The sequence below is a fragment of the Alkalinema pantanalense CENA528 genome (genome assembly GCF_050753345.1).
Taxonomy (GTDB): Bacteria; Cyanobacteriota; Cyanobacteriia; order Leptolyngbyales; family Leptolyngbyaceae; genus Alkalinema; species Alkalinema pantanalense.
The window spans coordinates 1-23756 of record NZ_JBLZFX010000028.1 but is presented as its reverse complement, the minus strand read 5'-3'; the positions used below and the strand labels follow the sequence as shown (position 1 = coordinate 23756).

Here is a 23756-nt window from a genome sequence, read left to right as displayed (position 1 = left end):
CCTTCTGGATTGATTCGATATCATTCCTTCAGCGAATTGGAGCGAATGTTTAATGCAATGTTCAAATCTCAACTTAAATGACTGTAATACGAGGTTGATTCAAGAATGCCTCGGGTAATGGCCGCGTGGAGGTGCCAGATGTATTTTGCAATAGCACAGTGAAAGCTCCTGCACCCAGACGATCGTGGGGGAAAATGCGATAACAAGGGAGATCGGTGAGGTGCGATCGATAGGCTTGTAAATGCTCAACTTCAACGGCTTGAAAGTCTGGAAAGCGGTCTAATAGCCATTCAACCACCCGTTCATTTTCCTCCGGTGCATAGGTACAGGTCATATAGACTAAATAGCCTTGGGCTGTGACAAGATGGGCTGAATTCGCGAGAACTCGCTTTTGGCGATTGGCATTTTTGTTAACATTCACCGGATGGAAGCAGCCCGGATTGGGAATGCCCTTCGCTAGTAGGGACTGACCACTACAGGGGGCATCGACTAACACCACATTGGCGGTCGCAGGAATCACCTCTGCCAGAATTTGCGAATCGACACTCATCACCGCAGAGGGACTAATGTGGCAGCGTCGGAAGTTGGAAATGAGTGCGCCTGTGCGTTTGCCGATGACTTCGTTGGCGAGAATCAGTTCGGGGTGTAATGCTTGCCAAGCAAACACACTTTTACCACCGGGAGAGGCACACATGTCAAAGACTAGCTTACATGGAGTTGCAGTTGTTGCAAGGGTCGTCAAAACCGATGCGGCGAAAACGGAGGAAAAATCTAAACAGTAAAACGCCCCTTGATCGTGCAGAGGGTGCTTGCCCGGTTGTTGTCCTAACTGAAGCCGATCGACAAAATTGGGTTGCCATTCCAGGGGAGGAAGGGTGGTAAAGCTTTCCGCCTTGGGCTGGCACCAGAGGATGCAGGGATGAAACGCTTTGGGATGTACTAACGCATCGACAAATTGATCACGTTCTACACCATCGGGAAACAGTTGTCTAGCCAGTTTCAATAGGAGATTAGACGGTTGCGCCATTGGGATTAGGATTGCAATCTCGATCTCTGATGGTTAATCCTATCAGCCCAAGGAACACTCCGATCGACATTCAGCACGATTCGTTGAAAGGGTTCTCCGTGCAATGCCAGGGTGAGGTAGTCTGTGGAGCGAGTTACATACCAAAATTCGCGGCCCCGTGGCGTGTAATAGGTTCCGGCTTTGATTACCCCTGGCAGAAAGCTACCGGGGGCTCGTAGTTCCTTCCAACTGCTGGCGGGGGTGTTGGTGGAGGCTTGGGTGATATGGCTGAGGGGAATCGTGATCGGGGTAGAGAAATGGAAGGCCCAGAGGCGTTCCCAGCCCGTTAGATGGATTTCCAGGCGATCGTCTAAAAGTTGCAGTTGCATGGTTGCTAGCGTGAATTCGATGCCTCAACCCTAGCTCAGGAGCTCAGGGATGTTTGCTGTGTGTGGGAATTTCTGCGGAGAGGGGATTTTTCAGTGTCTGAAATTGTTGCATGAAGCGCCGATCGATCCAATCCTTCCACTGCCAGCACCATGGCGATGCCCAGCCTAACCGTCCCCAGGTGGCCACCGCCGAGCGATCGCCGGTGCCAATCAGACTGAGGTAACGGGTCTGGGGGTGATACTCCTGAAGGGGCTGACCTTGTAGGGCGTGGCGCAGGTTACGCAATAGCGGGGTGCCTTGGCGCACGGCGAAGACCCCTGCCTTTGGACAGGGTTGATCCACCAAAGAGGCAATATCCCCCGCTGCAAAAATGGCGGGATGGGAAAGGGATTGCAGAGCTGCATTGACGGCAATAAATCCCCGATCGTCGAGTTCTAGACCCGTCGTTTTTAACCAGGCTGGGGCGGTGGCTTGGGTGACCCATAGGCTGGCATCGCAGGTCACGGTTAAACCGGAGGCACAAATGACGTGGGGCGCGATCGCGGTGGTGACGGTTTCGTTGAGGTGGAGTTGGATCTGGCGGGCTTGGAGCAACTGCTGGAGGTAGCGTTGTACCCAGGGGGATTGCTGGGGCAGGAGGTCGGGGCTGCGATGGAAGAGGTGGATCTGAATCTGCGTAGGATCCATCAGTTGGCGGAGTCGTGCTTGCAGGTTGAAGGCGAGTTCTACACCGCCCACACCGCCGCCGATGATGCTGAGGGTGATGGTTGGGTGAGAAGTCTGTTGAATGCGATCGCAAAGGGTTTGCCACCAAGTAAGAAACTGCGGAACGGGTTTGGCAGGAATAATAAACAGATTAGGCTTCTGGGGAATGGAAGGAGTGCTGCCAATATCAATGGAGAGAATATTAAAGGAAATGGGATCGTGATTCTGACAGATCACTCTTTTTTGATTGCTATCAATGCTGATTGCGGTGTCTACAATCAATGTTGCGTTGGCAAATTGGGTGAGCGATCGTAAATCAATATGGCAATCCTGATGGTGATAAAATCCAGCAAGATGTCCTGGTAACATGCCGGAATAGGGAGCTTCGGTGACATCACTAATGAGCGTGACTTGCACATTGGGTAAGGGTTGCATTCCCCACAACCGCAGGGCGATCGCGTGGCTATGGCCACCCCCAATGAGAACCAACCGTTGAGTCTGAGCCATGGGACATGAATCTATGTATAGCTATAGCCTACGAACTAAAACCTATAATCCTGCTAACTTTCTCCCTAGGAAATTCTGAAGAGAGATTTTTGAACCTGAGTAATCGTATCACCAAGAATCTCGGCTGCAATATTGATTTCCTCATCAGTCGTAAATTTTCCGAGTCCAATACGGAGCGCACCATTAACGACATCTTCTAACAAGCGCAGTGCTTGAAGAACATGAGAAGGTGACTCAACCCCTGATGAACAAGCCGAACCCGTTGAAATTGCTAATCGATGACGAATTCTGGCAATGACAGCACTATTGGGAATTCCAGGCGTTGAAATATGAAGATTGCCTGCTAGACGGTGTTCTTCGTCTCCGTTAATCACTAGATTTGGGATTTGTTCGAGAAGTAGTTGTTGGAGTTTGTTCCGCTGGGTAGCGATCGCCCGCTCATCTTCCTCCATCTCCAGCGATCGCAATCGACATGCTTCGCCCAATCCTACAATCCCAGGAACATTGAGGGTGCCCGATCTCATTCCTCGTTGATGACCTCCCCCAAAAATGAGCGACTCTAAATGATAGCCTCGACGGATAACCAGCGCCCCAACGCCTTTGGGGCCGTAAAACTTGTGGGCAGAGATTGCTAGGTAGGTGATGCCCCAGTCTTCAAAGTGAATCGGAATCTTGCCGACTGCCTGAGAGCCATCACATAGAAACGGAATACCGTAGCGTTGAGCAATCTGCCCAATCTTCTGAATCGGGTAGATGTTGCCAATCTCGTTGTTCGCTGCCATGACACAGATCAAGGACAGCCCCTCAGCGCAGGCTTGTTCCAAATGGTTCAGGTCAAGTCTGCCTCTGGAATCTACTTGCAGGTAAATCAGTTCAGCCCAACCTCGCTTCTCTAAAGCGCGACAGGTATCGAGGACAGCTTTGTGTTCGATCGGCATTAAGCCAATTCGATGGGGTTGCGTTGGGTTAGGGGCCAGACTTCCTTGAATTGCCAGATTGATGCTCTCGGTCGCACCAGATGTCCAAATGATTTCCCTCGGTGAAGCCCCTATGAGTTCAGCGACTTGTTTGGCAGCTTGTTTGATAGCAGTTTCAGCGCGATCGCCCCACTCATGATCCACACTGCTAGCATTGCCAAACTCTTCTGTCATGTATTGCAGCATTAAGCTAGCAACTCGCGGATCTGTAGGCGTAGTCGCGTGATAGTCCAAATAGATCGGTTTTGGGAGGGTACTTGTTCGTTCATTCATGCCCAAGATTATAGGTGAGGAAGTCCTCGTAGGCTCTCTCACTGCTGTTTAATGATTTCGGCGATCGCGGTCATCTCTTCATCTGCTAGAAATGGCACCTGAGCATAAATGAGATCAGATTGGTTGGTCAGACGGGCAGCTAGATGTCCTTTACCTAAAAGGTTTTCTGCTCCTTTTTGACCCAGTGAAATTTCTGAAGTGCCGACACTCTCGACTCTCAGGATTAAACGATTTCCTAAGTTGTCTCGAAGCTGTACCGGAAGGACATTCGCATCAGGACGCTGGGCAGCAAAGATAAGATAAATCCCTGCGGCTCTTGCTTTTACTCCCAATCGTTGTACTGCTGCTGATACAGCCGCTTTATATTCATCGATGAGCATCCATTCAGCAAATTCGTCGTGAACCAGCCAAAGGACAGGCAGCCTTTCGCCTTCGGGTACTTTACTATTGTAGCTTTGCAGCTCCTTAACCTTCTGTTGTTTGAACTTCAGATACCGGGAATCCATTTCTTCGACCAAAGATTCCAGAATTTCAATTGCGGGGTCTTGCTCAACAATTATGCCTTGAGGCAAGTGCGGTAGATCTTCAATGGTGGAATAATCCACACCCATTTTGGGATCAATTAAATAGATTTTTGCCAGCGTTGGAGAGTTCGTCATACAAATGTCGAGAAGGAGGTTTTGCAACAGAACCGACTTGCCGCTGCCCGTAGCTCCAGCAATCAATGTATGTGGGGCGTGTTGTTCTAAATTCTCGAAACTACTACCTAGATTGAGATAAAGCAATTCACCATCGAGTTCTTTAACCCCAATAACAAAACTGAGGTTAATGCCAGAAGGCGATCGATTGATCTTTCGTTTTGCCCACACTTCGCGTAGGGAAATCGTTTGGCGTTGAGGACGGGCAACGGTGACAACGATTTCACCAGGCTGACCATAAACGCTAATAACGTTTAGAGAGTGAGTGGTCAGGAGTTGCGATCTCTTCTTCTCAATGTCATCAAGCTTCAATTTATCGGAACCTTTGAAGCGGAAGATCGCAGCGTTCGGAGTTAGACGTGTGCCTTCAATCTTGGCTTGCAAACTATACCCCAATAAAGCTGTACGTAGTTTCCCAGCAGCTTCCTCCAACCATTGCTCTGCTTCTGCATCGCTTTGACTGATCTGTGCTTGCCCCTGGTGCAACCAGGTAACCAAAGCTGGAATCGCCCAACTATCTAAGTTTTCAGTCAGTGAGGAACCTGGAGAGGCAGTGGTATCAGCTTCAGATGGCTGATTAGGCAGGGTTAGCTGGATTGGAGTATCAGGATTTTCAGGCGGATTAATTTTTGCAGGTGTTGCTGGAGGAGGCGTTGCTGCGTCTACTTTCCCAATTTCTAAAACCCATGTGACTCGATCCGCAGGCTGTAGTGCTTCTGCTAATGTCCAGGGTTTGTCGTCGCCAAGCCGTTCCCTTACGGGGAAGAGTGGTTGTCCTGATTCATAGGCTAGAACCAATTTACGGACAGATTCTCGATCGAACACTTCTTGGAAGCAGCGTTCGACTTTAGGAATCGGCGATCTCTCCCCTTCCACACTACTGTCATTTGTACCCGATACAAAAACTTGGGAATAGCCAGATAGGTCAATCCGAAGCGTCCCTGAGCGAATTTGTTCGCGCCATTGCTCAATGTTCAGTTTATTGTCGGAACTAAATTCAATGCCATCAAGTAGAAGATCACTAAGGCGAGATAGCCAAAGGTCACGGTCAAGACGACCTGGACTAATGAAGAGGGCATCGGCAATGCGATCGACTGTCTGCCGGAGTTGATTCTGTGAGGTCTTGCGAGCATCAGCCAAGCCCGCTACATCAACATATTTTGCCTCAGAAATAATAACTTTCAGGATGGGTTCGCCATCAACATACTGGGGTGAAATTGCCATGATGTCAGCAATTTGCCCTTCTTTTTGCCCTAACCACGAAGCGTAGTCATCCAAAAAGTACCAGCCGATCGGGTTTTGCGCTCCCATTTCTGCTGTAATCAAAGCTTTACTGAGAACAACGCCCATTAGCTCGCTGGCGAATCTGCCGCATTTTGCGGCTCGTAACACGATGTCACCAGAAACGGCGTTGGCTTCGTTAATTAGGCGTTCTACCAGTTTGTCGATTCTGTTGCTTTCCAAACCTAAATTCAAGGCTTCCAAGCGTTTTCTGGCTAGCACTTTAAGGACATTCAGAGATGCGTCCGAGGAGACGAGGAAGTTTCGCTCATCGGTACGATTCTGTTGATAGCGAATGACTTTCACGCCCTGGTTAACGAGTTGTCGGCGTTCCAGCAAATCATCATAATTGACTACCCACTCCCCTAAACGGTGGCTTTCGTCAAAAGTTGTCTTTGTAGTTTCTTCTTGGAAGGAGATCTGACGGGCAGGTAAAAAGTGTTGGTCAGGAGAGCAATCTTCGCCTTGAATCAGGCTATACACCATATCGAGGTAGGCTTGACCCACCACCGTCTGCTTAGGACAGGTGAGATAAACGGTGGATTTAAGCTCGTCTTTAGCAGACGGGCGTTTACGTGCCCAACGAGCAGGAGAATGAATTAAGATTTCGGCTGTGTTGCTGTCAAACGGTGAAGGCTGCCAAACCACTTTCGCCTGCCGGGAGATTGCATCTTGCAGAAACACAATGTCGGCAAATTTGCCTTCTGTAGGGGTTGTGGAAGGAACGTCGTTAGACATGACCGAGATCCTCAGTCTTGCCATAAAGTCTTGAGAAACCTCACTGGCAATGAAGGCATCGGGGTCAGCGTCAGAGCTTTCCAACATCTGCTCGTAGAGTTGAGCGAGTTTTTGTCCATTTCGATGGCGCAAAACAACCTGACAACGAACTTCCTCCCGATCGTCTTGCAGTTCTTCACTTAGCTTGTTGACGATCGCTTGAGGTAGTTTGATTGAGTCGGTTTGGTATAGAACGACGCTCAAGTTCGTTTTCTCGTGGGGTAATAGTTCCACGTAGCGGCGGATGATCCCTAATAAGCGATCGGCTGCTTCAGCCGGATTTTCGTTAGTCGTGCGATCGCTCTCGTCCCGTGTGGGACGCTCCATTAGGCTGTAGTCGTTGACCGTATCAGACACAGAGAGCAATTCGGGCTGCTGCCCCTGATAGCCAACACAGACTTCAGGATAGTAAGGATGATCGAGTTCGTTCCGTAAATCAGCAAAAAATAGGCGGGAATCACCAAAGTTGACCTCTGGGGTAGAGATAATGTACCGGAGAAGTCCTGCTAATTGGCGGGCTTTTACCGCTAGGGAAGCTAATCGTAGTGGATGCCAGGGGGCGATGATGGCAGCAGGTTTACCGCGTTCAACGCGGATGCAGCCTAAGCGCAAGATAGGTTGATAGAAGTCAATACGATTGAGATCGCCTTTGACGTATTCTAGGATAGTCTTGAGTAGGTTGCCATAGGCTTCACACTGGTGCAACAGTTCTGGACTAGCAATACCTTGTCCTTCATTTGTAAAACTGGCGATCGCTGTCCTATATCGTTCTGCAAAAGTTTTCCAGGCGGCAGTGATTGCTTCACCCGCATTCTGCGAGAGACGACCATCTGCAACAGCTTGTTTGATTTTTGTGGGAAGGGTTTTGTCTAGGTCGCTCTTGCGATCGTATTTACTGACTAAAGAACCTCGATCTTGGCGATAGGCTGCCATCAGAGTGCCAACGTCTAACAGAGCAATCCCCTGTAACCGACCCTTCTTACTGACTAACTCCCGTGATACCTGGGAGAGTTGGAAAGGTGAGTCTTTGAGCAGCCTTTCAAGGTCATTACCCAATTCCATCCCGATTGAATTTGGATTACAACGCCAAACCAATTGTGTCTTAGCAATTAGAGTTTGGTTATTGTCCCGCATCTCTACATAAAATTTGATCTCCGTCGCGGTTTTCGCTGTAGAGGTGTTCTCACGGTACTTTGCCTTCTGCTTTTTCTGCGTCTCTTCCAGTAGCGTGTCATATTTGAACAGCCAATGGGTCTCCCACTCGATGTGAGGGGCAGTCAATTGTTCAATGCCTCGGTAGCGGGTGCAGAAATACCGACCCACATCGGCGTTTAGTTCCAGCCATTTGCTTTTGGCAGCTTTTTTCTGGGTTTCAATTTTGAGAGACTTGACGCTAGCAACCGTCTCTGCCTGATCAAAAAGCCGCTCGAAGGCTTGTAGTAAGCCAATCAGAAAATCTGTACACTCAATCGGCTGTCCATAGACGAATTTATCCCACTTTGCTTTGAGTTTGCGATCGCCCTCAAGTTCCTGACGATGCGCGTCATAAAACTCCCGATCCTCGTCTAGCGCCTCACGCTTATTGCGCTTTTTTAAGGCGTTGATGTACTGGGTTTCTGACTCCGTTAGGGTATCGGGATACTCATCATTAAAGAAATCTAGGGTGAGAGAAGCAATGTCTGTCTTTTGAGCCTGTAGCCCAGAGAACAGCGTGTTGATGTTATCCGATTCCCACTCAAACTTGGAAAGAGCTTCAGCTTCAGAAATCCAACCTGCGGAACTGGCGATAAAAGATTGAATAGCTGGGTAGGCAATCGCAGGAATATCATCCTTAACCTTGTCAAAGGCAATCTGAAGGTCTTGCTCGTCAATGGGTTTGCGGCTAGGGGTTTGCTTCAGTAGTAAACACGCACGTTTCGCAAAGGCTTGCTGAAATAGCTTTTCCCAGCGTTGGGTTTGTCCTAACTGGGTTTCAGGAATGGCACGAAAGTAGCCAGAATCACGGGGAAGCCGTAGAGCAGGCAATGCCCATCCAAGTGCATCAATGACTGGAAGGCTTTCTTCAAGGATGCGCGATCGCGTTTGAACAATGTATTCCGCAAAGTGTTCCAGGCTGGGTGTGCCAACTCTCTGGAGTCCGTTTAGGGCTTTACGCCAGTATTCAATCTGCTCAGCAGGAATTGCCAGGTCTTTTGCAGCCAGGTTAATCCAGCACTCAATCTGCCCCTTCAGTTCCTGAGCGCCAACAGAAGTGATGTCATTCAGAGATTGGGCTTGGTCGTCGCTAATGTTAGCCAGCAGTAGTGCAGGGCGATCGCAAGCTGAGTGACGCAGGTGAACTGTACGTTCATCGGTCAAAACTTCGTCAGGTAAACCGAAGCCTGCCACGAGATCTCGTGGAACCTGAATTTTGATGAGCGGGGCAAGCTCAGAGTCCTTCAGAATGGTTTGAGATACGGCAGCAACCTGTTGAGCGGTGAGCCGATTTAGCAGAAACCGGGCTACTCCCTCGTTAGTTTCGTCGGTTTGTATTGAGCGTTTCAGGAAGTCAGCCGCAACTTGACCAATCAGTTCAATGGTCTGCATCATCTCACCTCCGAGGCAAAGGGATTTTGAACGTAGGCACAAGCATCGGAAAGGCGCTTGAGCAGCCCAATACTGGCAAGGCGACGTTCAAGCCGTTCGGCATTGGCTACAAAATCTTCGCGATCCGCATCACCGGAGTTGATTAAATCTGTAGCTTGGCGATCACCAATAATAAAGCCATATTTTTGGTACAGTTTTGCCAAAAACTCCTGAAACTCCATACGGATCGGCACAGAAGCCAGTACTAACGTCCTCAGTAAGGAATCAGTCGGAGCGTAGCGAGTGCGACGGCTACTCCGACTGGACGACAATCCAATTTCGCGTGACCAAGTTCCATGAAACTTGCCGAGGTGTTGCTGATGCCGCTTGACTGCCCTCTCTCGTAACGAACTTAAAAGATCTGCTGGTGAGCCTGAACCATCTGAATCCTCGTCTTTTGCAGACCAGGCAAAACGCTCTTGTAATAAATCGATCGCATCTTCAATCGGGGTATAGGAGTTGAGGCACGCCTGCCACTCTGGTAAATCAGCGATGCTACGGATGGTGTATTCGATCGCCCGTTGAGGCAGATTATTGTTCTTTTGAAATTCGTCAGAAGCCAATTCGCGTACTGTTGTCTTCTTAGGCGCAACAATCTCTAACACAAACTGTGGTGGGGTAGACTCACCTAATGTCGCCTTGGCACGGCTTAACAGGTAGATAATCAGGTGCAACCCAGTAATGGTGACAATGTGGGGCAGGGAGTCGTAGTCGGGTAGGTCACAACTTAAAATGTTGAGCAAGTCGTCAGCTAGCTGTTCATACTCAGGCAACTTCTCGTAGGGAAGATAGGGTGGGCTGCCACTAGTTCTGGGGGCGCTCCGATCCGCAGGAGATTGAAGGGCAAGGACTAGCTGATTCCACTTGGAACCTCGATACTCACTGGAGTAGTTGTGGGTAATGATTCCGGTGCCTTCTAGACGGGAAAGAATTTCCTCGCCCCGCCCGCTACGGCAAAGCATGAGATATAGAAGTTCGCCCGTTCTTCCAAAGAATCGACGATCGTTGGTCACTTTTTCGCCCGTTACCCTTAGGTCTTCATACAGGCAGTCGGGACCGTATGGAAAAACAAATTTAGAACTCCATCGTTTGTTGCTATCGCCTTCAATTGCACTTGATTGAAGGAACTTGACGATTTCTGCAAAATCCTTGAAGGATTCAAATCGGGATTTTAGATAGCTAAAGTCAGGTGAGGCTAGCCCGCCTACGTTACTAGCGATCGCGTCCATCCACATCTGCCACCGCTCGTTGTCATCCAATCCTTCTGTAGCGATTACCTCAATGTGAGGGTTGTTGAACAAAATATTACGGAGATAGAGGCGAGGGTAAATTTCGTACCGTAAATCGTTCAGCTTGCTCTCCACAAAAGCTCGTCCGTTGCTTGCTTCTGATTGGGCAATGCAGAGCATTTCCAGAATACAAAGCCATGGGGTTTGCTCATCGTACAGCCGATGACCCCAGATGGACTCGTCAACCCACATATTGAGTTGAGACTGCTCGATCTGTTGAGGACGTGGGAGAATTTCAAGCATTAGAAGTAAACCTCCAGCCTTCGTTCACTTGCGATACCAGCACTATTTACTTCCAGTAATCGAATATTCATTACCTCTCCGCTATCCTCACCTTCCAACGACTGTCGGACTGCAAGCTGCTTAAATACTTGGGTTTTAAAGGCGAGTACATCTTCGTAGCACTCTTGCGAAAAGCTACTTGGAAGAGCACCTTCGGCTACTCTGCTCAGGTATTCATATCGAGTCAGGGTTAGTTTGAAACGAATTGGCTCAACGTCTGAAGCGAGATTCACGACTAAGCTTGGCTTACGGCTTTTATCTAACTCCAATGACACACTTTCACCCCGTTTCCGAGCGACGGAGATAGATTCTTCATACACCTTGCTAATTCGGGCCTGGGAGTAGCTTCCAGAGGTGGCTAGCAGGAGTTCGTCTTGATTGCTGACTAGTAACCCTGTGAATATACGATTTAGTCCTCTGATCAGACGTGAAGTGATAGACTTAGAAACCTTTTTACCCTCTTGCAATACTCTATAAAGGTCGTTTAAATATTCTCCAGCATACTGAAAGGTCGTGAGATCCCAAAGCTTCATGTCTGCTGTGCGATCGCTAGGAATAGTAAAAAATAAACGCTGCCGTTGGGCTTGAAGAACCTCAAGAAACTCTTCGCGTCCCTTAGCGGCATCCCCTTCTAAGTAAGAACGCTGTTGAGCTTGGTACGTTAGGTCGGCTCCGTAGAATGAGTCAGCTAAAACTAAGTCAGTGTAAAGTGGCTGTAGTGCTGGATCATCTGCTCCAAAGATTAAAATATTGTCGATTTGGTTACTGGTTTCCGAACCAATACCAAAGCCACGTAGAACTTTAAAAACTTCGGTTGATTCACGTCGTCGCTCAGATAGATTCTCACCGAAGAGATTGCGGTAGAGGCTGGCACGCGATGTCGTTTCAGCCGCAATAATACCAGGAACTTGCTGACACTTAAGTAACCGCTCTCTTGCGTCTGGATGACCTAATAGTGCATTGGCAACCAGTAGAAGCAATTGGCGAACTGGAAGATGCATCTGGTTTAGTTCGCATAACTCGAGAAGGTCAGTCAATCGTTCTCGTATGATTCGATCCGCGTCAGTTCCTTCTAGACGCTGTTTGTTTTGCCAAATCGGGCATCCTTGGCTTTGGTAAGCACATTGATTGCAATCGACCCAGCCCGGATGTTCCAGAACTGCTTTCAGAATCCGGGGAAACAAGACGGCAGCACTTTGACGGCTGAGATTGTAGAGTTTGACTTGGAAGCCATCTAATTCACGTAAGTCTCCCACTAAAAGATCTTCGATCGCCTTTCGTACTGGCTCAAGTGCTTCAATCTGAGCGACTTCTGCCCATGCTTCCACTAGCTGTCCATCGTTCGCTGCGATCAGATAGACATTGGAAGTTTCCTTACCCAAGATGGCAGTTGCAATTTGCGGCAGGAGCGACTGCTTCTCCTCTAGAGTGAGTTCGCTCAAATCCTTGATGACGATTAGCTGGCGTACTGAAGGGCTGCTTGCAGCATCGCCCAACCCCAAGCGTTGAATTTTGCTATCTTTTTGCCAATCATCAACAGCCCCCCCAAACTCTTCCCAAATCTGACGACAATAGTAGGTTTTGCCATCCCCAGCCGTACCCGTTAAAATGATCGACTTGGGCGCGGCTGAATGGAAGTTATCAAGTAATTCACCGAGATACTCAGTTTCAAAAGTGATCGGTTGTAGCTTCTTACGTCGTAAAGTTCGTTGAATCACCTCGTCATACATATTGTCATTACGAGGAATTGGTCCATATTGCCTTAAAAAACTAATCCAGTCGGATATCATGCATGATGATATTTGAGAAGTCATAGCATTACGTCATTTTCTAGATTTGAGGACATTAAATTACTAATATTCGACTAACTGAGGATTCCCCTAGAGATGACAGACTAAACAGGGTAAACCACCTTCTTCGTCATCTAAAACTTTTTCTAGTACATCAAAAAGAGGCTGATCAGGCTTTTGCTTGATTTGTTTCGCCATCGACTTTTCATGGTCAGCAATAATCTGATCTTTGCGTTCTAGCAGCTCCAATAGAGTTTCGCCCTGAGTCCAGGTGTAGGTTCTGCCGTCCTTGTGTTGGCTTTCGTAAGCTACCGCCTTGGCAAACAAATCAGGGTGGTTTTCGTGCAGCATTACCCATTCATATTTGCGTTGGAAAAAGCAGAAATAGCAGCCCGATCGCGATCGCCACTCGTAATACTTCGGCAAGCCAATGCCACTTTCCTCCAACAGACGCACAATATCGGCTTTTACCAGTCCCCGTTCTTTAAACGGATACACCGCCTTGATATTCGGCTTAGTAGAAATATACCCATCTCGCTGTTCATCAGCGCGAATGCCGACATAACTAATTGCTGCATCATTGCCGATAAATTCTTCGAGGGGCTTGATCTTCATTTGCTTAGTACACCATCGCATTTGTGGTGACGGTAATGCTCCCCCATAAACATCGAGCCAATGATCAAATCCTCGTTCTTCACTTAGATATTGGATTTTGATGCCCAAGCGGGCTTTAATCCGCTCTAGATACTCATAGGTTTCTGGTAACTCCTGCAGGGTATCGCAAAAAAAATACTCCATCTGAGGTACCTCTTGATGTAGCAGTATCGCCAGAGCTGTGCTGTCCTTGCCTCCCGACAATCCTAAAACATGGCGGGGTTGGTTGTTAGTATTATTTTTTCCCATATTGGTTATTATGCTTCTAGTTTGGGAAAATGGCAGCTTTAAAGTGTCCGCACACTTGATTGTTTTTCATAATTCTTCGTAGAGTCAGGTCTATCCTAACCTCACCTACTAAATACGGGGCTACAGCATAGTATTAGTTGCATAAAGTCCCAAAGTTCGGCCATAGATCGCATGGTTCAAGAAATGGTGGCTATCAGGTTATCTGTTCTGTACTCATCGCTCCAGCCTAAAACTCGCTTACAGTCGTGATATCAACTCTTCCTGGGTGAAGTGGATGACTGTTTCGCACCCTGGGGTTTCAGGGTTTCAGTTGCTTCCCCCAACACTCGCTCAGCTAATCGCGTAAGCAGGGCTTGCTGAAGCTGGAGATCGGGGCACTTGGCTAAGAGCCGATCAATCAGAGGATCGAGATGTTTTTGTTGTTCTTGATCCATGCAGACAATGCGATGAATTTCGCTGCCATCGGGACAAGTCACCGTCAAGCGCCGTGCTTCAAAGCCCCCGTGGCTGCGTGCTGCTACATCCTTTTGCAAGGCTTCCCAATTCTTAAAACGGCGGGCTAAATCGCCTAAATTATGCTCAAAAGTCGTGAAATCCGCATCACTCCAAACTTCGGCAGGCTTATCCGCCACAATCATCAACAGAGCTTCGAGCCAAGCCTGCTGCTCCTTCGTTTCATCCACCGCAGCCCGGACAAAGCGATCGAGGGTTCGTTCAGCGCAATTTCCCAACAAATACTTAGCGCGAAATTGCAGATCGAGTCGCAGTTGGTCGCGATCGCTTCTCAGCCCAAAGGCGTTATACAGCATCCCTTCACATTCCTGGAACAAGGCATCATAAGCGTGATGAATCTCCCGTAGGATCTGCACCAACTTTTCCCGGAACAGTCGGGCTGTTTCAACCTCTGCCGATGAGTCAGGAGTAGACGTCATCTGGATTGGCTCCAGACCACAGGCTTGCGGCAGGGCAGAAAAGAGGAGTTCATCTGGCTCCTGGGTTTGTCGCAGGGTCTGGATCACCGCCTGTGCTGGGACACTGATCCGCCTTGTTTTCAGCGTGTAAGCGGGGAGCTTCCGCACAAATTGCACCAGCGGCTTGACGACAGACAGAACGGTGAGATTACGAGTGCCCCGTTGCCCTTTTGCAGGATTGCTTCTGAGGATGGCCTCCAATTCCCGGAACACCTGCGATCGTACCCCCACCACGGCAATATGCTTCACCGAAAACCGCGCCGGATCTTTCACCAGTAGCTCGAAATGTTCTCCGCCTAAAACCGGAATGAACGTGCCATCTTTGTAGACCGACACCTCATCGACATAGTGCAACAATACGGCGGTCAGTAGCACAGGCACTACACCGGCCTTGACTCCATAGGGGGGCTGGGCTAGCTGTTGATACAGTAGATCGAGCGATCGGGGCTTCTCGGTGGCATCCAGGCAAAACTGCGCGATCGCGTCCCACACCGTCGTGACCCCCGTATCCGGTGATGGTGGATAAAAGCCCCATACTCCATTTTCCTGACGATGAATCTTGGTTGCTTCCAACACCGAACCATACATCGCGACTTCCGGACCGTATCCCTCACACCCTAGCCGTGCTTGATTGCCTCGTTCTAGCATGGCTTCGATCAGCTCGCGCCGTGCCTTTGCTCCCTGAGAGGTGAGTTCTCGGCGGTTAATTAGCTCATTATCCAGCGCGAGTCCTTGAGCATAGGTGAGATCGCAGACATCCGAGAGCATGGCGCGAAAGGCCCTGACATGGGAAATTTCAACCGATTCACCCGCTATCCAACAGCAATTTTGTCCGCCTGCCCAGTCGAAGGCTTGGGTGAAGGTTTCGTCCAGTAACCTTTCAGCTTCTACAATTCGCTGCTTTACCTCCCGTCGTGCAACCCCATCCGATTGCAGCTCGGGGGCGTTCTTTTGAATGGCTCTCAGGGCTTGAAACTCCTGCGCCCGGATTGTAAGTAGATCTAACTGTTCAGTCGTGACGACGATCAGGGGTTTTCCATCGGTAGTCCAAGTAGGAGGTACGGGAGTGGTGGGTTCCATCCAATAGGCAATCAGCCCATCGCTACTCTCCTCCGAGCAGCGTAGGTCAGTTAAATGGGTCAGACTGTCCACATACTGTTGCTCAAAGTAGCGCAGTGTCCCGGTTGTCGCATAATGACGCTGAGCGACCAAAGGCTTCTGTGGACGAATGGCTGAGAGGGTTTCCGCTAAGGGAGATCGCAGTTTTTGCAAATGATCATAGATCGCAGCCTCAACGTTAAAATCAGAGCCTTCCCATATCCGCAGTTCATCAAGTTGCTTGCGATAGGTAATTAATCCCTTTTTCTTTAAGTCTTCGATCACCTTGCGCCAGTGTTTCTGTGCTTTGGCATCATTGGCGCGATCACAAAGTGCTAGGGCAACTAACTGGGGAGTCGCTCGTAGGGCTCCAGTTGAAGTCACCAGGTTCAGTATGCCGATCGTCTTCAGGACTTTCAAAACATCTTCACTGCGATCGCGCGCATCCTGAATTAGCCCCTGAATCTCAACCCACCGCTGCAAGTTCATGCGAGAAGCCAAGCCAGTGACCGATTCAACAAAGTAATCGTAAATCTGGTGCACCTTCAGCGTTGGGAGCTGATCTCCCTGAATTGTGTGGGAAGTCAGAAACTGGTTAAAGGCATACGGCTCATCGCTGGTGAGGAAGGTAAATAACGAGCGATCGTTCTGGGCATACCGACTGCACAGTAAGGGTAAGACTAACGCAGTAATGGGATGTAAAGGATAGGCATTCGCCAGGATATCGACAGTGATTTCGTTCTCAGTTAGAACAGGTTGCAATGTGTCAAACCAAGTTTGAGCACCATCATGAATGACGTATAGGACGGCATCAGCATGGGTTCGATCGATCGCTTGACCAATCAACCGTGTCATCTGGCTCGGGGATTCCGTGAAGGGGATATCCTCAAAGCGACCCTGAATTTTGACCCATTCACTCTGCTCAACCGTCGCCAATCGTTCACTGTATCCGGCAAACGACTGATGTAGCAGTCCTAGAAAGTAGACCTGATGCGTTCCTGTGAGGTGTAGCTCAGCAATCTGCTGTAATAAATAGAGATCTTCCGTTCCTCGATGATGACTGGCAAACTCCAGACTTTTCCCCAACTCATCGATGATAAAGAAGACGTTTGCGTTTGCAGCTTGAACAACTTCTCGTAATGCAGTCAGGACTTGTTGGTTCGAGATGGTACAGTTTCCGCTTTCCGCTTCCACCTCCCAATCCGTCAGGCTCCGCAGCACTTCTGGCTTATGTCGGTTATCCTGCCAAAAAACGTGAGCCCCTCTAGCTAAGGCACGGACGATCGTCCAACTCAATGGCTCCCGCTGTCCAGTTGCAACGGCTCGCAGCACACCCTGTTTTGGCAGCTTTTCCTGAATTACTTGTAGCTCTGGACTATCGGACGCAAAAGCCCGCTGGGCGATCGCGATCGCTTTTTGCCGGACTTCACTCGCTTCTGGCGCGCAAAGGGAAGCCAAGTAATGGGCAAATGCTGATTTCCCGGTGCCGTATACCCCAGTCATGGTCCAGGCTCGATGAGCACGAGATTGCCCAAAGGTTGACAAAATCCGCCTTAAAGCATCGACAGACCGTTCGGTGGGCACATATCCCTGTACAGCATCAGGTTTGTCTAAATCCCGCTCCAGATTAATGGAACGGTAATAGCGACGGTGCAGCCTGAAATAGGTTGACAACATTTGATGATCAGCCACGTCGCTACTCCCTACCGATTTCGGTAATACCCATTCAGAATATCCTCTGCCAGGGCTGTTGGCTCATCTTCAAACACAAATTGCAGTTTTCCGGCTGCATCAGTCAGGTTTATGGTTTTCCAACGTCGGGCAACTCGCTCGATCGCTTCACGGACTGCACTTTCGTTGAGTTTGAACACCAAGCCTGGGCTACCCATGTCGTAGAGCAGATTCGCAAGAGGAAGCGTTCTCGCCGACCCACCCACTCGAATCGCATGGTGCAAGCAGGCATATACCGTAACCTCCGCTGGGAGATTGCGTTTTTCTCCAACTCGAAAGCTGTAGTGGCGAGAATCTCCTGCCGTCTGAATAAGCCCTAATTCGGTAAACGGACAATCTAAGGAATCCTCGCTTGCAGTTGCTTTTGTCGATTGCTGGACGTACATTCGCAGTAGGCAACTCACATCTTTCCGGAGGGATGATTCCGCGATTCGAGGAGCTTCACGATCGCGATAGTCACAGAGCTGATAGAACAAATCCTCCACCGTAAACTCAAGCGACCGAAAGTCGTTAAACGTAAAATCCCAAGCCGTTGCTTGACAAGGCCGCGCCAGCAGTTTCCAATGCAGTAGCCAAAGGGATGCCGGATCCTCTAGATAGGGATCCCATCCTTCCTGACCCAGCAGTTGCTGACCGAAATCTGTCGGCTGGTCATCTTTTAGCAATTTGAAGGCAGAACACCAGTACCGAATGGATCGCACCATGTTCTTTCCCACACCCAGTTGAACCGGAGCATCCTCGCGCAAAAAAATGTCTGAGTCGGCAGAGACACGATCGAATCCCTTCTTTAACCAGCCAAAGCGGGGATGAAACGTTTCATGACGAGCAAAGGCGATGGCTTTAGCAGTGCCAATGGTATCTGTATTGCGATTCGCTTGCTCTACTGGCATAAGTTTACAGAACAAATGTATTTATCTTCTACGATTTAGAGCGTACTGGAAAGCCCCAGCCGTAGCGTGCATTTATCATGCTACTTCATATATGGGGGTAAGAGCTTAATTGGCCTTAATCAAGAGGGGCCACGCGGAATAATCAGATGGCTTTAGCAGTGCCAATGGTATCTGTATTGCGATTCGCTTGCTCTACTGGCATAAGTTTACAGAACAAATGTATTTATCTTCTACGATTTAGAGCGTACTGGAAAGCCCCAGCCGTAGCGTGCATTTATCATGCTACTTCATATATGGGGGTAAGAGCTTAATTGGCCTTAATCAAGAGGGGCCACGCGGAATAATCAAATGTACAAAGTGTTCAACTGTTGAAGAGCAGTAGGATAATAGGTTCAAATTGCGACTTAGGCAGATGAAGTCTTTTGGGGATGGTTTGTAGCCTGGATGAATTTGACACGATCGTCGTTACCTGCCAACGCAGCAAGGTGGGTAAGCTTTTGCCGGACGCCTTGTATGTCCACGTCTCAGCCTTAGAATCACTCGACCCACTTCTCCAGAGATACGAGAGTGAAGCCAGAGAGCTTGCCGCTCACACAGAGGGGATGACGCTGGTTAAATTTAATCTGACAAAGCCGAGCCTCTCCTATCTCTTCTACCCCGAGTTTGATAGCGACCCTCACCCTGCGCTTCAGTCCAGCATTCAGGTGAACCTACAAAGCCGTGAGGTGAAGCATCGAGATTATGGCGACGCAGACAACCCTTTCATTCTTCACCGCAAGGAAACCTTTGTCGCAACCAATTATCCCCACTATCAGCAATTCGCTGCCCTAACTCGTCAAGAAGAAGTGTTGGGGCTATTGGACAATCCACGGACGATCGGGAAGCGTTTAGTCTGGGAAGATCGGCTTGCCCAATTCAAAGTTGCGTTTCAAGGGCATACGCTGATCCATCGATCGCTCCTCAATGTCCAACCTACCCAGGTCAAGATCGATCGTCACAAAGCAGCCATTAGTCGTAACGACCTGTCCAAACCGGTGCGGTTGGCCTTAGAGGCAGGGCTACTGAAGCCAAACACAAGTTTCTTTGACTACGGGTGCGGGCAGGGCGGTGATCTGGAACGGATGACTAAAATAGGCTACGAAAGTGCTGGCTGGGATCCCTATTATCGTCCAGAGTTTCCCTTGGTGGCGGCGGATATCGTGAACTTGGGATATGTCATCAATGTGATTGAGTCTCAGGCAGAGCGGCGGGAGGCGTTGATCAAGGCTTGGGATCTGACCGGGCAAGTGCTGATTGTGGCGGCTCAGGTGCTCATCGCGCAGGGGAATAGCCAGATTGCCTATGGGGATGGAGTGATTACCAGCCGGAATACCTTCCAAAAATACTATGACCAGGAAGAACTGAAAATCTACATCGATCAGGTGCTGGGGGTCGATGCGGTTCCAGCGGCGTTAGGGATCTACTTCGTTTTTCGAGATGAGTCCCAGGCACAGAGTTTTCGGGCCTCTCGGTTTCGATCGCGCGTCTCGGTTCCTAAAGTACAACTGGCGAATAAGCGGTTTGAAGACTACAAGGAATTGCTCACTCCGCTGATGGCGTTCTTTACGGAGCGGGGACGGCTGCCGACCCTTGAGGAGCTACCTGAGACGGAAGCACTCAGCAGCGAATTTGGCAATCTACGACGGGCATTTCAGATTGTTCTGCAAGCGACGAATCCACAGGAATGGGATGCGATTAGCGATCGTCGGCGACAAGACCTGTTGGTTTATCTGGCGTTGAGTCATTTTGGGCGGCGTCCTAAGCTACGGGATTTGACGCCTGTGGTTCAGAATGACATCAAGAGTCTTTTTGGAGGCTACCAGCAAGCCTGTGCGGCGGCGGATCTGATGCTGATGAGTTTGGGCAATCTGGAGGTGGTTGAGGAGCGCTGCAAGAATAGCTCGATCGGGCAGAAACGACCGAATTCGCTGTGGGTGCATGTGTCGGCGATCGAGGCGCTGGATCCGCTGCTACGACTCTATGAAGGTTGTGCTTCTCGCACGATCGGTCGTCCTCAGGAAGCCAATGTGGTTAAGTTTCACTTCCGTAAGCCCAAGATTTCCTATCTGTTCTATCCCCATTTTGACACCGACCCCCATCCTGCCCTGCACACCAGTATGGAGATAGACTTGCAGGATCTGCACGTTCATTACCGGGATTATGCCCCCAACGATAATCCACCACTATTGCACCAAAAGGATTTAATGGTGACAGCCGATTATCCGCTCTATGAGAAGTTCGCAAAGCTGACGCGACAGGAGGAAGGCTGGGGCTTGCTGGATGATTTGCGCTTGATTTATGACGATCGTGGCTGGCAAAGGTGCTTGGAGGAGCATTGTGCTGAGTTGAAAGGACATCGGGTAGTATGGCGAAAGGATGCTGATCCCTATAAAGTGAAGCTGGTACGATCGACGATTCGAGCCAAGCAAACAGGGCGAAAAAATGAGGAAGAATAATGCTTGAGCTAGAGAGAGTTCAGTGGATTGCTCAGTCCTACTCGCCTCAAGAGCTATTTGCGGCTCTAGTTTGGCAGCGTCGGTTTAACGAATTTGATGGACAAGCAGTCATTACAGACCTCACTAACCATCAGCACCTGTGGCAAAGTTTTCTTTTTACTAAGCCTATTTATGCACCAGATAAAGATGGACTGAGTTTTAATGGAGTACTGGAAACACTATAGCAATCCTAAATGATTAATGAGAATTGACCTAAGCGGTGGAGTTTGGGAAAATCAAAGGTCTGGCAATGGGTGACTAACTCAAATAAAACCTTGACTGCGGCAAAGTTTCGACATTGATGATAACACTCGCGTAACCAGCGTTTAGCCTGCAACCAAACATCCTCCATGGGATTCTGGGTCGGGTCGTTCGGTGCAAATCGCAGACAGGTAATGCGCCAATCTTCCGAGTCTAAGCCTTGATTGACCGAAGCTAAAAAGTCTTTAACCTCTGTGCTGCGATGATAAGATGCACCATCCCAAATTAGGGCAATCTGGCTTTGCGGGAATTGCTCCATTAAGGAGGTCAGATGATTGATGGTCATGGCACTATTGCCACCTTTGAGGGGTTGCACTAGGCACTGACCTGTGGCTAAGTTGACGACACCATAATAAGTCTGACGCTCACGCTCATTGGTCATTGGTACTTCCACCCGGGCATTCTGAGACCCCCAAACATAACCACAGACATCCCCCCACAGCAGGTGACACTCGTCTTGAAATAAGACAATCAGTTGACCGGATTCAATCTTGGCTCGTCGAGCCTCCAACCATTGCGTTAGTTCGTCCGTTTTTTTTTGACTAATTCAGGGTCGGCTTTAGGGTTCCGTTTCTGGCTCTTCTTCCAGCTCAGTCCGGCTTCTGTGAATAGATCGTAGTAGCTCTGCTTCGACTTAAAGACCACTTGATAGTCATCTTCCAGATGGGCTTGCAACTCCGGTAGGTGCCAGTATTGCTTCGCCTGGATCCAACGGATGACCTCGCTGCGTTGCTCTGCCGTCAAATAGCCACAGGAGCCGCGATACCCCAACTTGAGACAGGCCGTGCCGCCTAGTTCATATAGGCTGGTCCATTTACTGATGAAGCCAGAACTGACTGACAAAATGTCTTGGATTTCACGATGTTTCATCCCTGACAAAAACATCTGTACCGCAACTGCACGCTTCAATTCTCGCGGGTCAGGATTGGATTCAATCATCTTAGTCAGATCGTCCATTGTGAAAAAATCTCTCGCAACTGCCTTCTACCTTTATTCTCACATATCAGATCGGATTGCTATACTAGCAATGGCAAATTATCGACCTATGCCAGAATCCAGCCTCATTCACTTTGTTTCTTATCCAGCAGATACGCTATATGTCTTAGCAGAAAATCAAGACACGACGGTAGCTCAATTAATGGACTTGGGAAAGAAGTGGCGAGCAGATTGTGTAGACGTGTGTGATGGCACGAATGCTAATGAGACTGAGGATTGGGGATTTCGAGACTACGTATCGCTCCGTCTTCGCAAGGCTTTGTGGAGCGAAGATTTTAAGCGCGATCGAGATGCTGTAATCATTTCGTACTGGTGGGATTAACATATGCCTACATATAAGCCGCAAATTTTAGATTGGGTTCGTAGGTTGCGCTCTAGGCGTAGCCAAAGCGGCGAATTCGAATATAAGCCACTGTTGGTTCTTTCAGTTCTAGAAATACTAGACAAGACCCCTGAACATCCAAACTTCTTTCAATATGAAGAGTTGTTTGAGGCTGCTAAAGTTGTAGCTTCTAGAAATAACTGGAAAATTGATGAACAACAGTTTGCTCATCCCTATCTCCGGTTAAAAAACGACAAGCAGCCAGTTCAGGTTTGGATACCTCAACCGATAGATGGTATTGATTTAGATGACTATGAAATAATTTATCCACCTCATGTCAAGAGAGATATTCCAAGCATAAAGATTAATGATTATCTGTGGGAGTCTTTTCAAAATTTGGAAGACAGAGTCGCTTTTGAACAAGAGATAAAACTTAGGTTATATCCACTACCCCTGTTAAGGTGATCTTTTGTACTATTCTGGGTTGAGTAAGCGAGTCGTTGCGACATGGGGATGTTTTGGGTCAAACTGCTTTTTCGTCTTGGGCTTCTTCGGACCGCGTTTAGATTTGCGAAATCGTTTGAGATTAACTTGTGCCGCCCAGGCTTGCAAATATTGGGCAAAGTCATTGGGTGGCATCGTCCCAAAGGGTTGCCAATCGGTGGGCAGGATGGCAACCTCTAAGCCGCGCCAAGTGGCTTGGACATCCTCGACCACGTAATAATCGGATAGCTGTTCGTCAATCACTGTGGCACCATGAACTTGCTTGAGTGCGGCTTTGACGGTTGAGAGAATATTGAAGGAAACTAAGGCAATACAAAAGACAAACAAGGCGGCACGGGGGTATCCTAAGGTATTCAGTTCACAATGAAAGGTATCGGTGATAGTTTGAAACATGTTTTCAATTTGCCAACGTTTCAGATATAGATCAGATACCGTTAACGCATCTGCATCCACAATCGGTAAGTTCGTTAATACAACCACTTGCATGTCTCCATGACGGGTCGGTTGTTCTAATTGAATCACCACTCGACGTATCTGTAACCCGCTACTGAGTTGAATTTGCTGTTCAAAGACAGAACCACTCTCATTCTGTCCGACTTGCTGCAAGGACGTGACTTCAGTCCAAGCTAACTTTTGATGTTCTCGAAAGATGAAATAGGCTTGGCGCTGTTCAATTTGGTTTAAGAAATCACTCGTGCAGAAATTCCGGTCCCCAATCCAGACTTGTTGCGCTTGAACCCGTTCCAGTACCTGCGGCAATAACGACCGTTCTTGGGCATGGCCATCTTCACAAGGAAACACATCCACCACCAGCGATCGTTGCGGGTCGAGTACATTCAAAGTCTGTCCCGGTAAAGCGCCCGATGACTCCTCTCGTAAAACTTTCAGCCGATGCTCCGTGCCCCCAATATGGTTGCCATCCAAGATACGCACTTGATAATCTGCC

The 23756-nt window shown here is 48.9% G+C and carries 17 protein-coding genes; 4 read left to right on the top strand and 13 right to left on the bottom strand.

Going from position 1 to position 23756, the window contains the following annotated elements; genetic code table 11:
* Positions 1–73: 73 nt before the first annotated feature.
* The 10 genes from ACN4EG_RS11430 to ACN4EG_RS11385 form a co-directional block, all read right to left on the bottom strand.
* Positions 74–1027, bottom strand: coding sequence for an RsmB/NOP family class I SAM-dependent RNA methyltransferase (locus ACN4EG_RS11430; RefSeq protein ID WP_431629555.1), 954 nt, complete (start codon positions 1025–1027; stop codon positions 74–76).
* A gap of 5 nt (positions 1028–1032) precedes the next feature.
* A complete protein-coding gene (locus tag ACN4EG_RS11425; protein WP_431629554.1) occupies positions 1033–1395 on the bottom strand; it encodes a hypothetical protein in 363 nt (120 codons plus the stop codon).
* A gap of 43 nt (positions 1396–1438) precedes the next feature.
* On the bottom strand, positions 1439–2608 hold the full coding sequence (locus ACN4EG_RS11420) for an FAD-dependent oxidoreductase (RefSeq protein WP_431629553.1): 1170 nt from the start codon (positions 2606–2608) through the stop codon (positions 1439–1441).
* 65 nt (positions 2609–2673) lie between these two features.
* Positions 2674–3858 carry a cysteine desulfurase family protein gene (locus tag ACN4EG_RS11415; protein ID WP_431629552.1) on the bottom strand — a complete coding sequence of 395 codons (1185 nt, stop codon included), beginning with the start codon at positions 3856–3858 and terminating at the stop codon, positions 2674–2676.
* Between the two features lie 38 nt (positions 3859–3896).
* Positions 3897–9203: an FtsK/SpoIIIE domain-containing protein gene (locus ACN4EG_RS11410; protein WP_431629551.1), complete on the bottom strand. Its 5307-nt coding sequence runs from the start codon at positions 9201–9203 to the stop codon at positions 3897–3899.
* Positions 9200–10771 carry a hypothetical protein gene (locus ACN4EG_RS11405; RefSeq protein ID WP_431629550.1) on the bottom strand — a complete coding sequence of 524 codons (1572 nt, stop codon included), beginning with the start codon at positions 10769–10771 and terminating at the stop codon, positions 9200–9202. The genes ACN4EG_RS11410 and ACN4EG_RS11405 overlap by 4 nt, the downstream gene beginning before the upstream one ends.
* Positions 10771–12624 carry a hypothetical protein gene (locus ACN4EG_RS11400; RefSeq protein ID WP_431629549.1) on the bottom strand — a complete coding sequence of 618 codons (1854 nt, stop codon included), beginning with the start codon at positions 12622–12624 and terminating at the stop codon, positions 10771–10773. The genes ACN4EG_RS11405 and ACN4EG_RS11400 overlap by 1 nt, the downstream gene beginning before the upstream one ends.
* 66 nt (positions 12625–12690) lie before the next feature.
* Positions 12691–13503 carry a phosphoadenosine phosphosulfate reductase family protein gene (locus ACN4EG_RS11395; RefSeq protein WP_431629548.1) on the bottom strand — a complete coding sequence of 271 codons (813 nt, stop codon included), beginning with the start codon at positions 13501–13503 and terminating at the stop codon, positions 12691–12693.
* A gap of 251 nt (positions 13504–13754) precedes the next feature.
* Positions 13755–17264 (bottom strand): hypothetical protein, encoded by a 3510-nt coding sequence (locus ACN4EG_RS11390; RefSeq protein WP_431629547.1) that lies wholly within the window; start codon positions 17262–17264, stop codon positions 13755–13757.
* A gap of 11 nt (positions 17265–17275) precedes the next feature.
* Positions 17276–18193 carry a DUF4007 family protein gene (locus tag ACN4EG_RS11385; protein ID WP_431629545.1) on the bottom strand — a complete coding sequence of 306 codons (918 nt, stop codon included), beginning with the start codon at positions 18191–18193 and terminating at the stop codon, positions 17276–17278.
* A 428-nt stretch (positions 18194–18621) separates the two neighbouring features.
* On the opposite strand from ACN4EG_RS11385, the gene ACN4EG_RS11380 reads away from it, so the two are divergent.
* Together ACN4EG_RS11380 and ACN4EG_RS11375 are read left to right on the top strand one after the other, a co-directional pair.
* Entirely contained in the window at positions 18622–20688 is a 2067-nt protein-coding gene (locus ACN4EG_RS11380) for a DNA phosphorothioation-associated putative methyltransferase (RefSeq protein WP_431629544.1), read from the top strand.
* Entirely contained in the window at positions 20688–20912 is a 225-nt protein-coding gene (locus ACN4EG_RS11375; protein WP_431629543.1) for a hypothetical protein, read from the top strand. Before ACN4EG_RS11380 ends, ACN4EG_RS11375 begins: the two co-directional genes overlap by 1 nt.
* Positions 20913–20917: 5 nt before the next feature.
* Here the strand turns inward: ACN4EG_RS11375 and ACN4EG_RS11370 are convergent, their stop codons facing one another.
* Positions 20918–21499 carry an IS630 family transposase gene (locus ACN4EG_RS11370; protein WP_431629542.1) on the bottom strand — a complete coding sequence of 194 codons (582 nt, stop codon included), beginning with the start codon at positions 21497–21499 and terminating at the stop codon, positions 20918–20920.
* An 8-nt stretch (positions 21500–21507) separates the two neighbouring features.
* The gene (locus ACN4EG_RS11365; protein ID WP_431629541.1) at positions 21508–21945 is read right to left on the bottom strand and encodes a helix-turn-helix domain-containing protein; all 438 of its coding nucleotides are present in this window, start codon (positions 21943–21945) and stop codon (positions 21508–21510) included.
* Positions 21946–22015: 70 nt separating this feature from the next.
* Between ACN4EG_RS11365 and ACN4EG_RS11360 the strand changes: the two genes are divergently transcribed.
* Positions 22016–22306: a hypothetical protein gene (locus ACN4EG_RS11360; RefSeq protein WP_431629540.1), complete on the top strand. Its 291-nt coding sequence runs from the start codon at positions 22016–22018 to the stop codon at positions 22304–22306.
* A 3-nt stretch (positions 22307–22309) separates the two neighbouring features.
* Positions 22310–22771, top strand: coding sequence for a hypothetical protein (locus tag ACN4EG_RS11355; protein ID WP_431629539.1), 462 nt, complete (start codon positions 22310–22312; stop codon positions 22769–22771).
* Positions 22772–22780: 9 nt separating this feature from the next.
* Here ACN4EG_RS11355 and ACN4EG_RS11350 read toward each other — a convergent pair.
* Positions 22781–23756: transposase (locus ACN4EG_RS11350; protein ID WP_431629538.1), on the bottom strand; the 976-nt coding region annotated here is incomplete at its 5' end.

What these genes read in the sequence shown, in the direction of transcription:
- ACN4EG_RS11430 (WP_431629555.1), bottom strand. Translation starts at nt 1,027, where the DNA reads ATGGCGCAACCGTCTAATCTCCTATTGAAACTGGCTAGACAACTGTTT.
- ACN4EG_RS11425 (WP_431629554.1), bottom strand. Translation starts at nt 1,395, where the DNA reads ATGCAACTGCAACTTTTAGACGATCGCCTGGAAATCCATCTAACGGGC.
- ACN4EG_RS11420 (WP_431629553.1), bottom strand. Translation starts at nt 2,608, where the DNA reads ATGGCTCAGACTCAACGGTTGGTTCTCATTGGGGGTGGCCATAGCCAC.
- ACN4EG_RS11415 (WP_431629552.1), bottom strand. Translation starts at nt 3,858, where the DNA reads ATGAATGAACGAACAAGTACCCTCCCAAAACCGATCTATTTGGACTAT.
- ACN4EG_RS11410 (WP_431629551.1), bottom strand. Translation starts at nt 9,203, where the DNA reads ATGATGCAGACCATTGAACTGATTGGTCAAGTTGCGGCTGACTTCCTG.
- ACN4EG_RS11405 (WP_431629550.1), bottom strand. Translation starts at nt 10,771, where the DNA reads ATGCTTGAAATTCTCCCACGTCCTCAACAGATCGAGCAGTCTCAACTC.
- ACN4EG_RS11400 (WP_431629549.1), bottom strand. Translation starts at nt 12,624, where the DNA reads ATGACTTCTCAAATATCATCATGCATGATATCCGACTGGATTAGTTTT.
- ACN4EG_RS11395 (WP_431629548.1), bottom strand. Translation starts at nt 13,503, where the DNA reads ATGGGAAAAAATAATACTAACAACCAACCCCGCCATGTTTTAGGATTG.
- ACN4EG_RS11385 (WP_431629545.1), bottom strand. Translation starts at nt 18,193, where the DNA reads ATGCCAGTAGAGCAAGCGAATCGCAATACAGATACCATTGGCACTGCT.
- ACN4EG_RS11380 (WP_431629544.1), top strand. Translation starts at nt 18,622, where the DNA reads ATGGTTTGTAGCCTGGATGAATTTGACACGATCGTCGTTACCTGCCAA.
- ACN4EG_RS11375 (WP_431629543.1), top strand. Translation starts at nt 20,688, where the DNA reads ATGCTTGAGCTAGAGAGAGTTCAGTGGATTGCTCAGTCCTACTCGCCT.
- ACN4EG_RS11365 (WP_431629541.1), bottom strand. Translation starts at nt 21,945, where the DNA reads ATGGACGATCTGACTAAGATGATTGAATCCAATCCTGACCCGCGAGAA.
- ACN4EG_RS11360 (WP_431629540.1), top strand. Translation starts at nt 22,016, where the DNA reads ATGGCAAATTATCGACCTATGCCAGAATCCAGCCTCATTCACTTTGTT.
- ACN4EG_RS11355 (WP_431629539.1), top strand. Translation starts at nt 22,310, where the DNA reads ATGCCTACATATAAGCCGCAAATTTTAGATTGGGTTCGTAGGTTGCGC.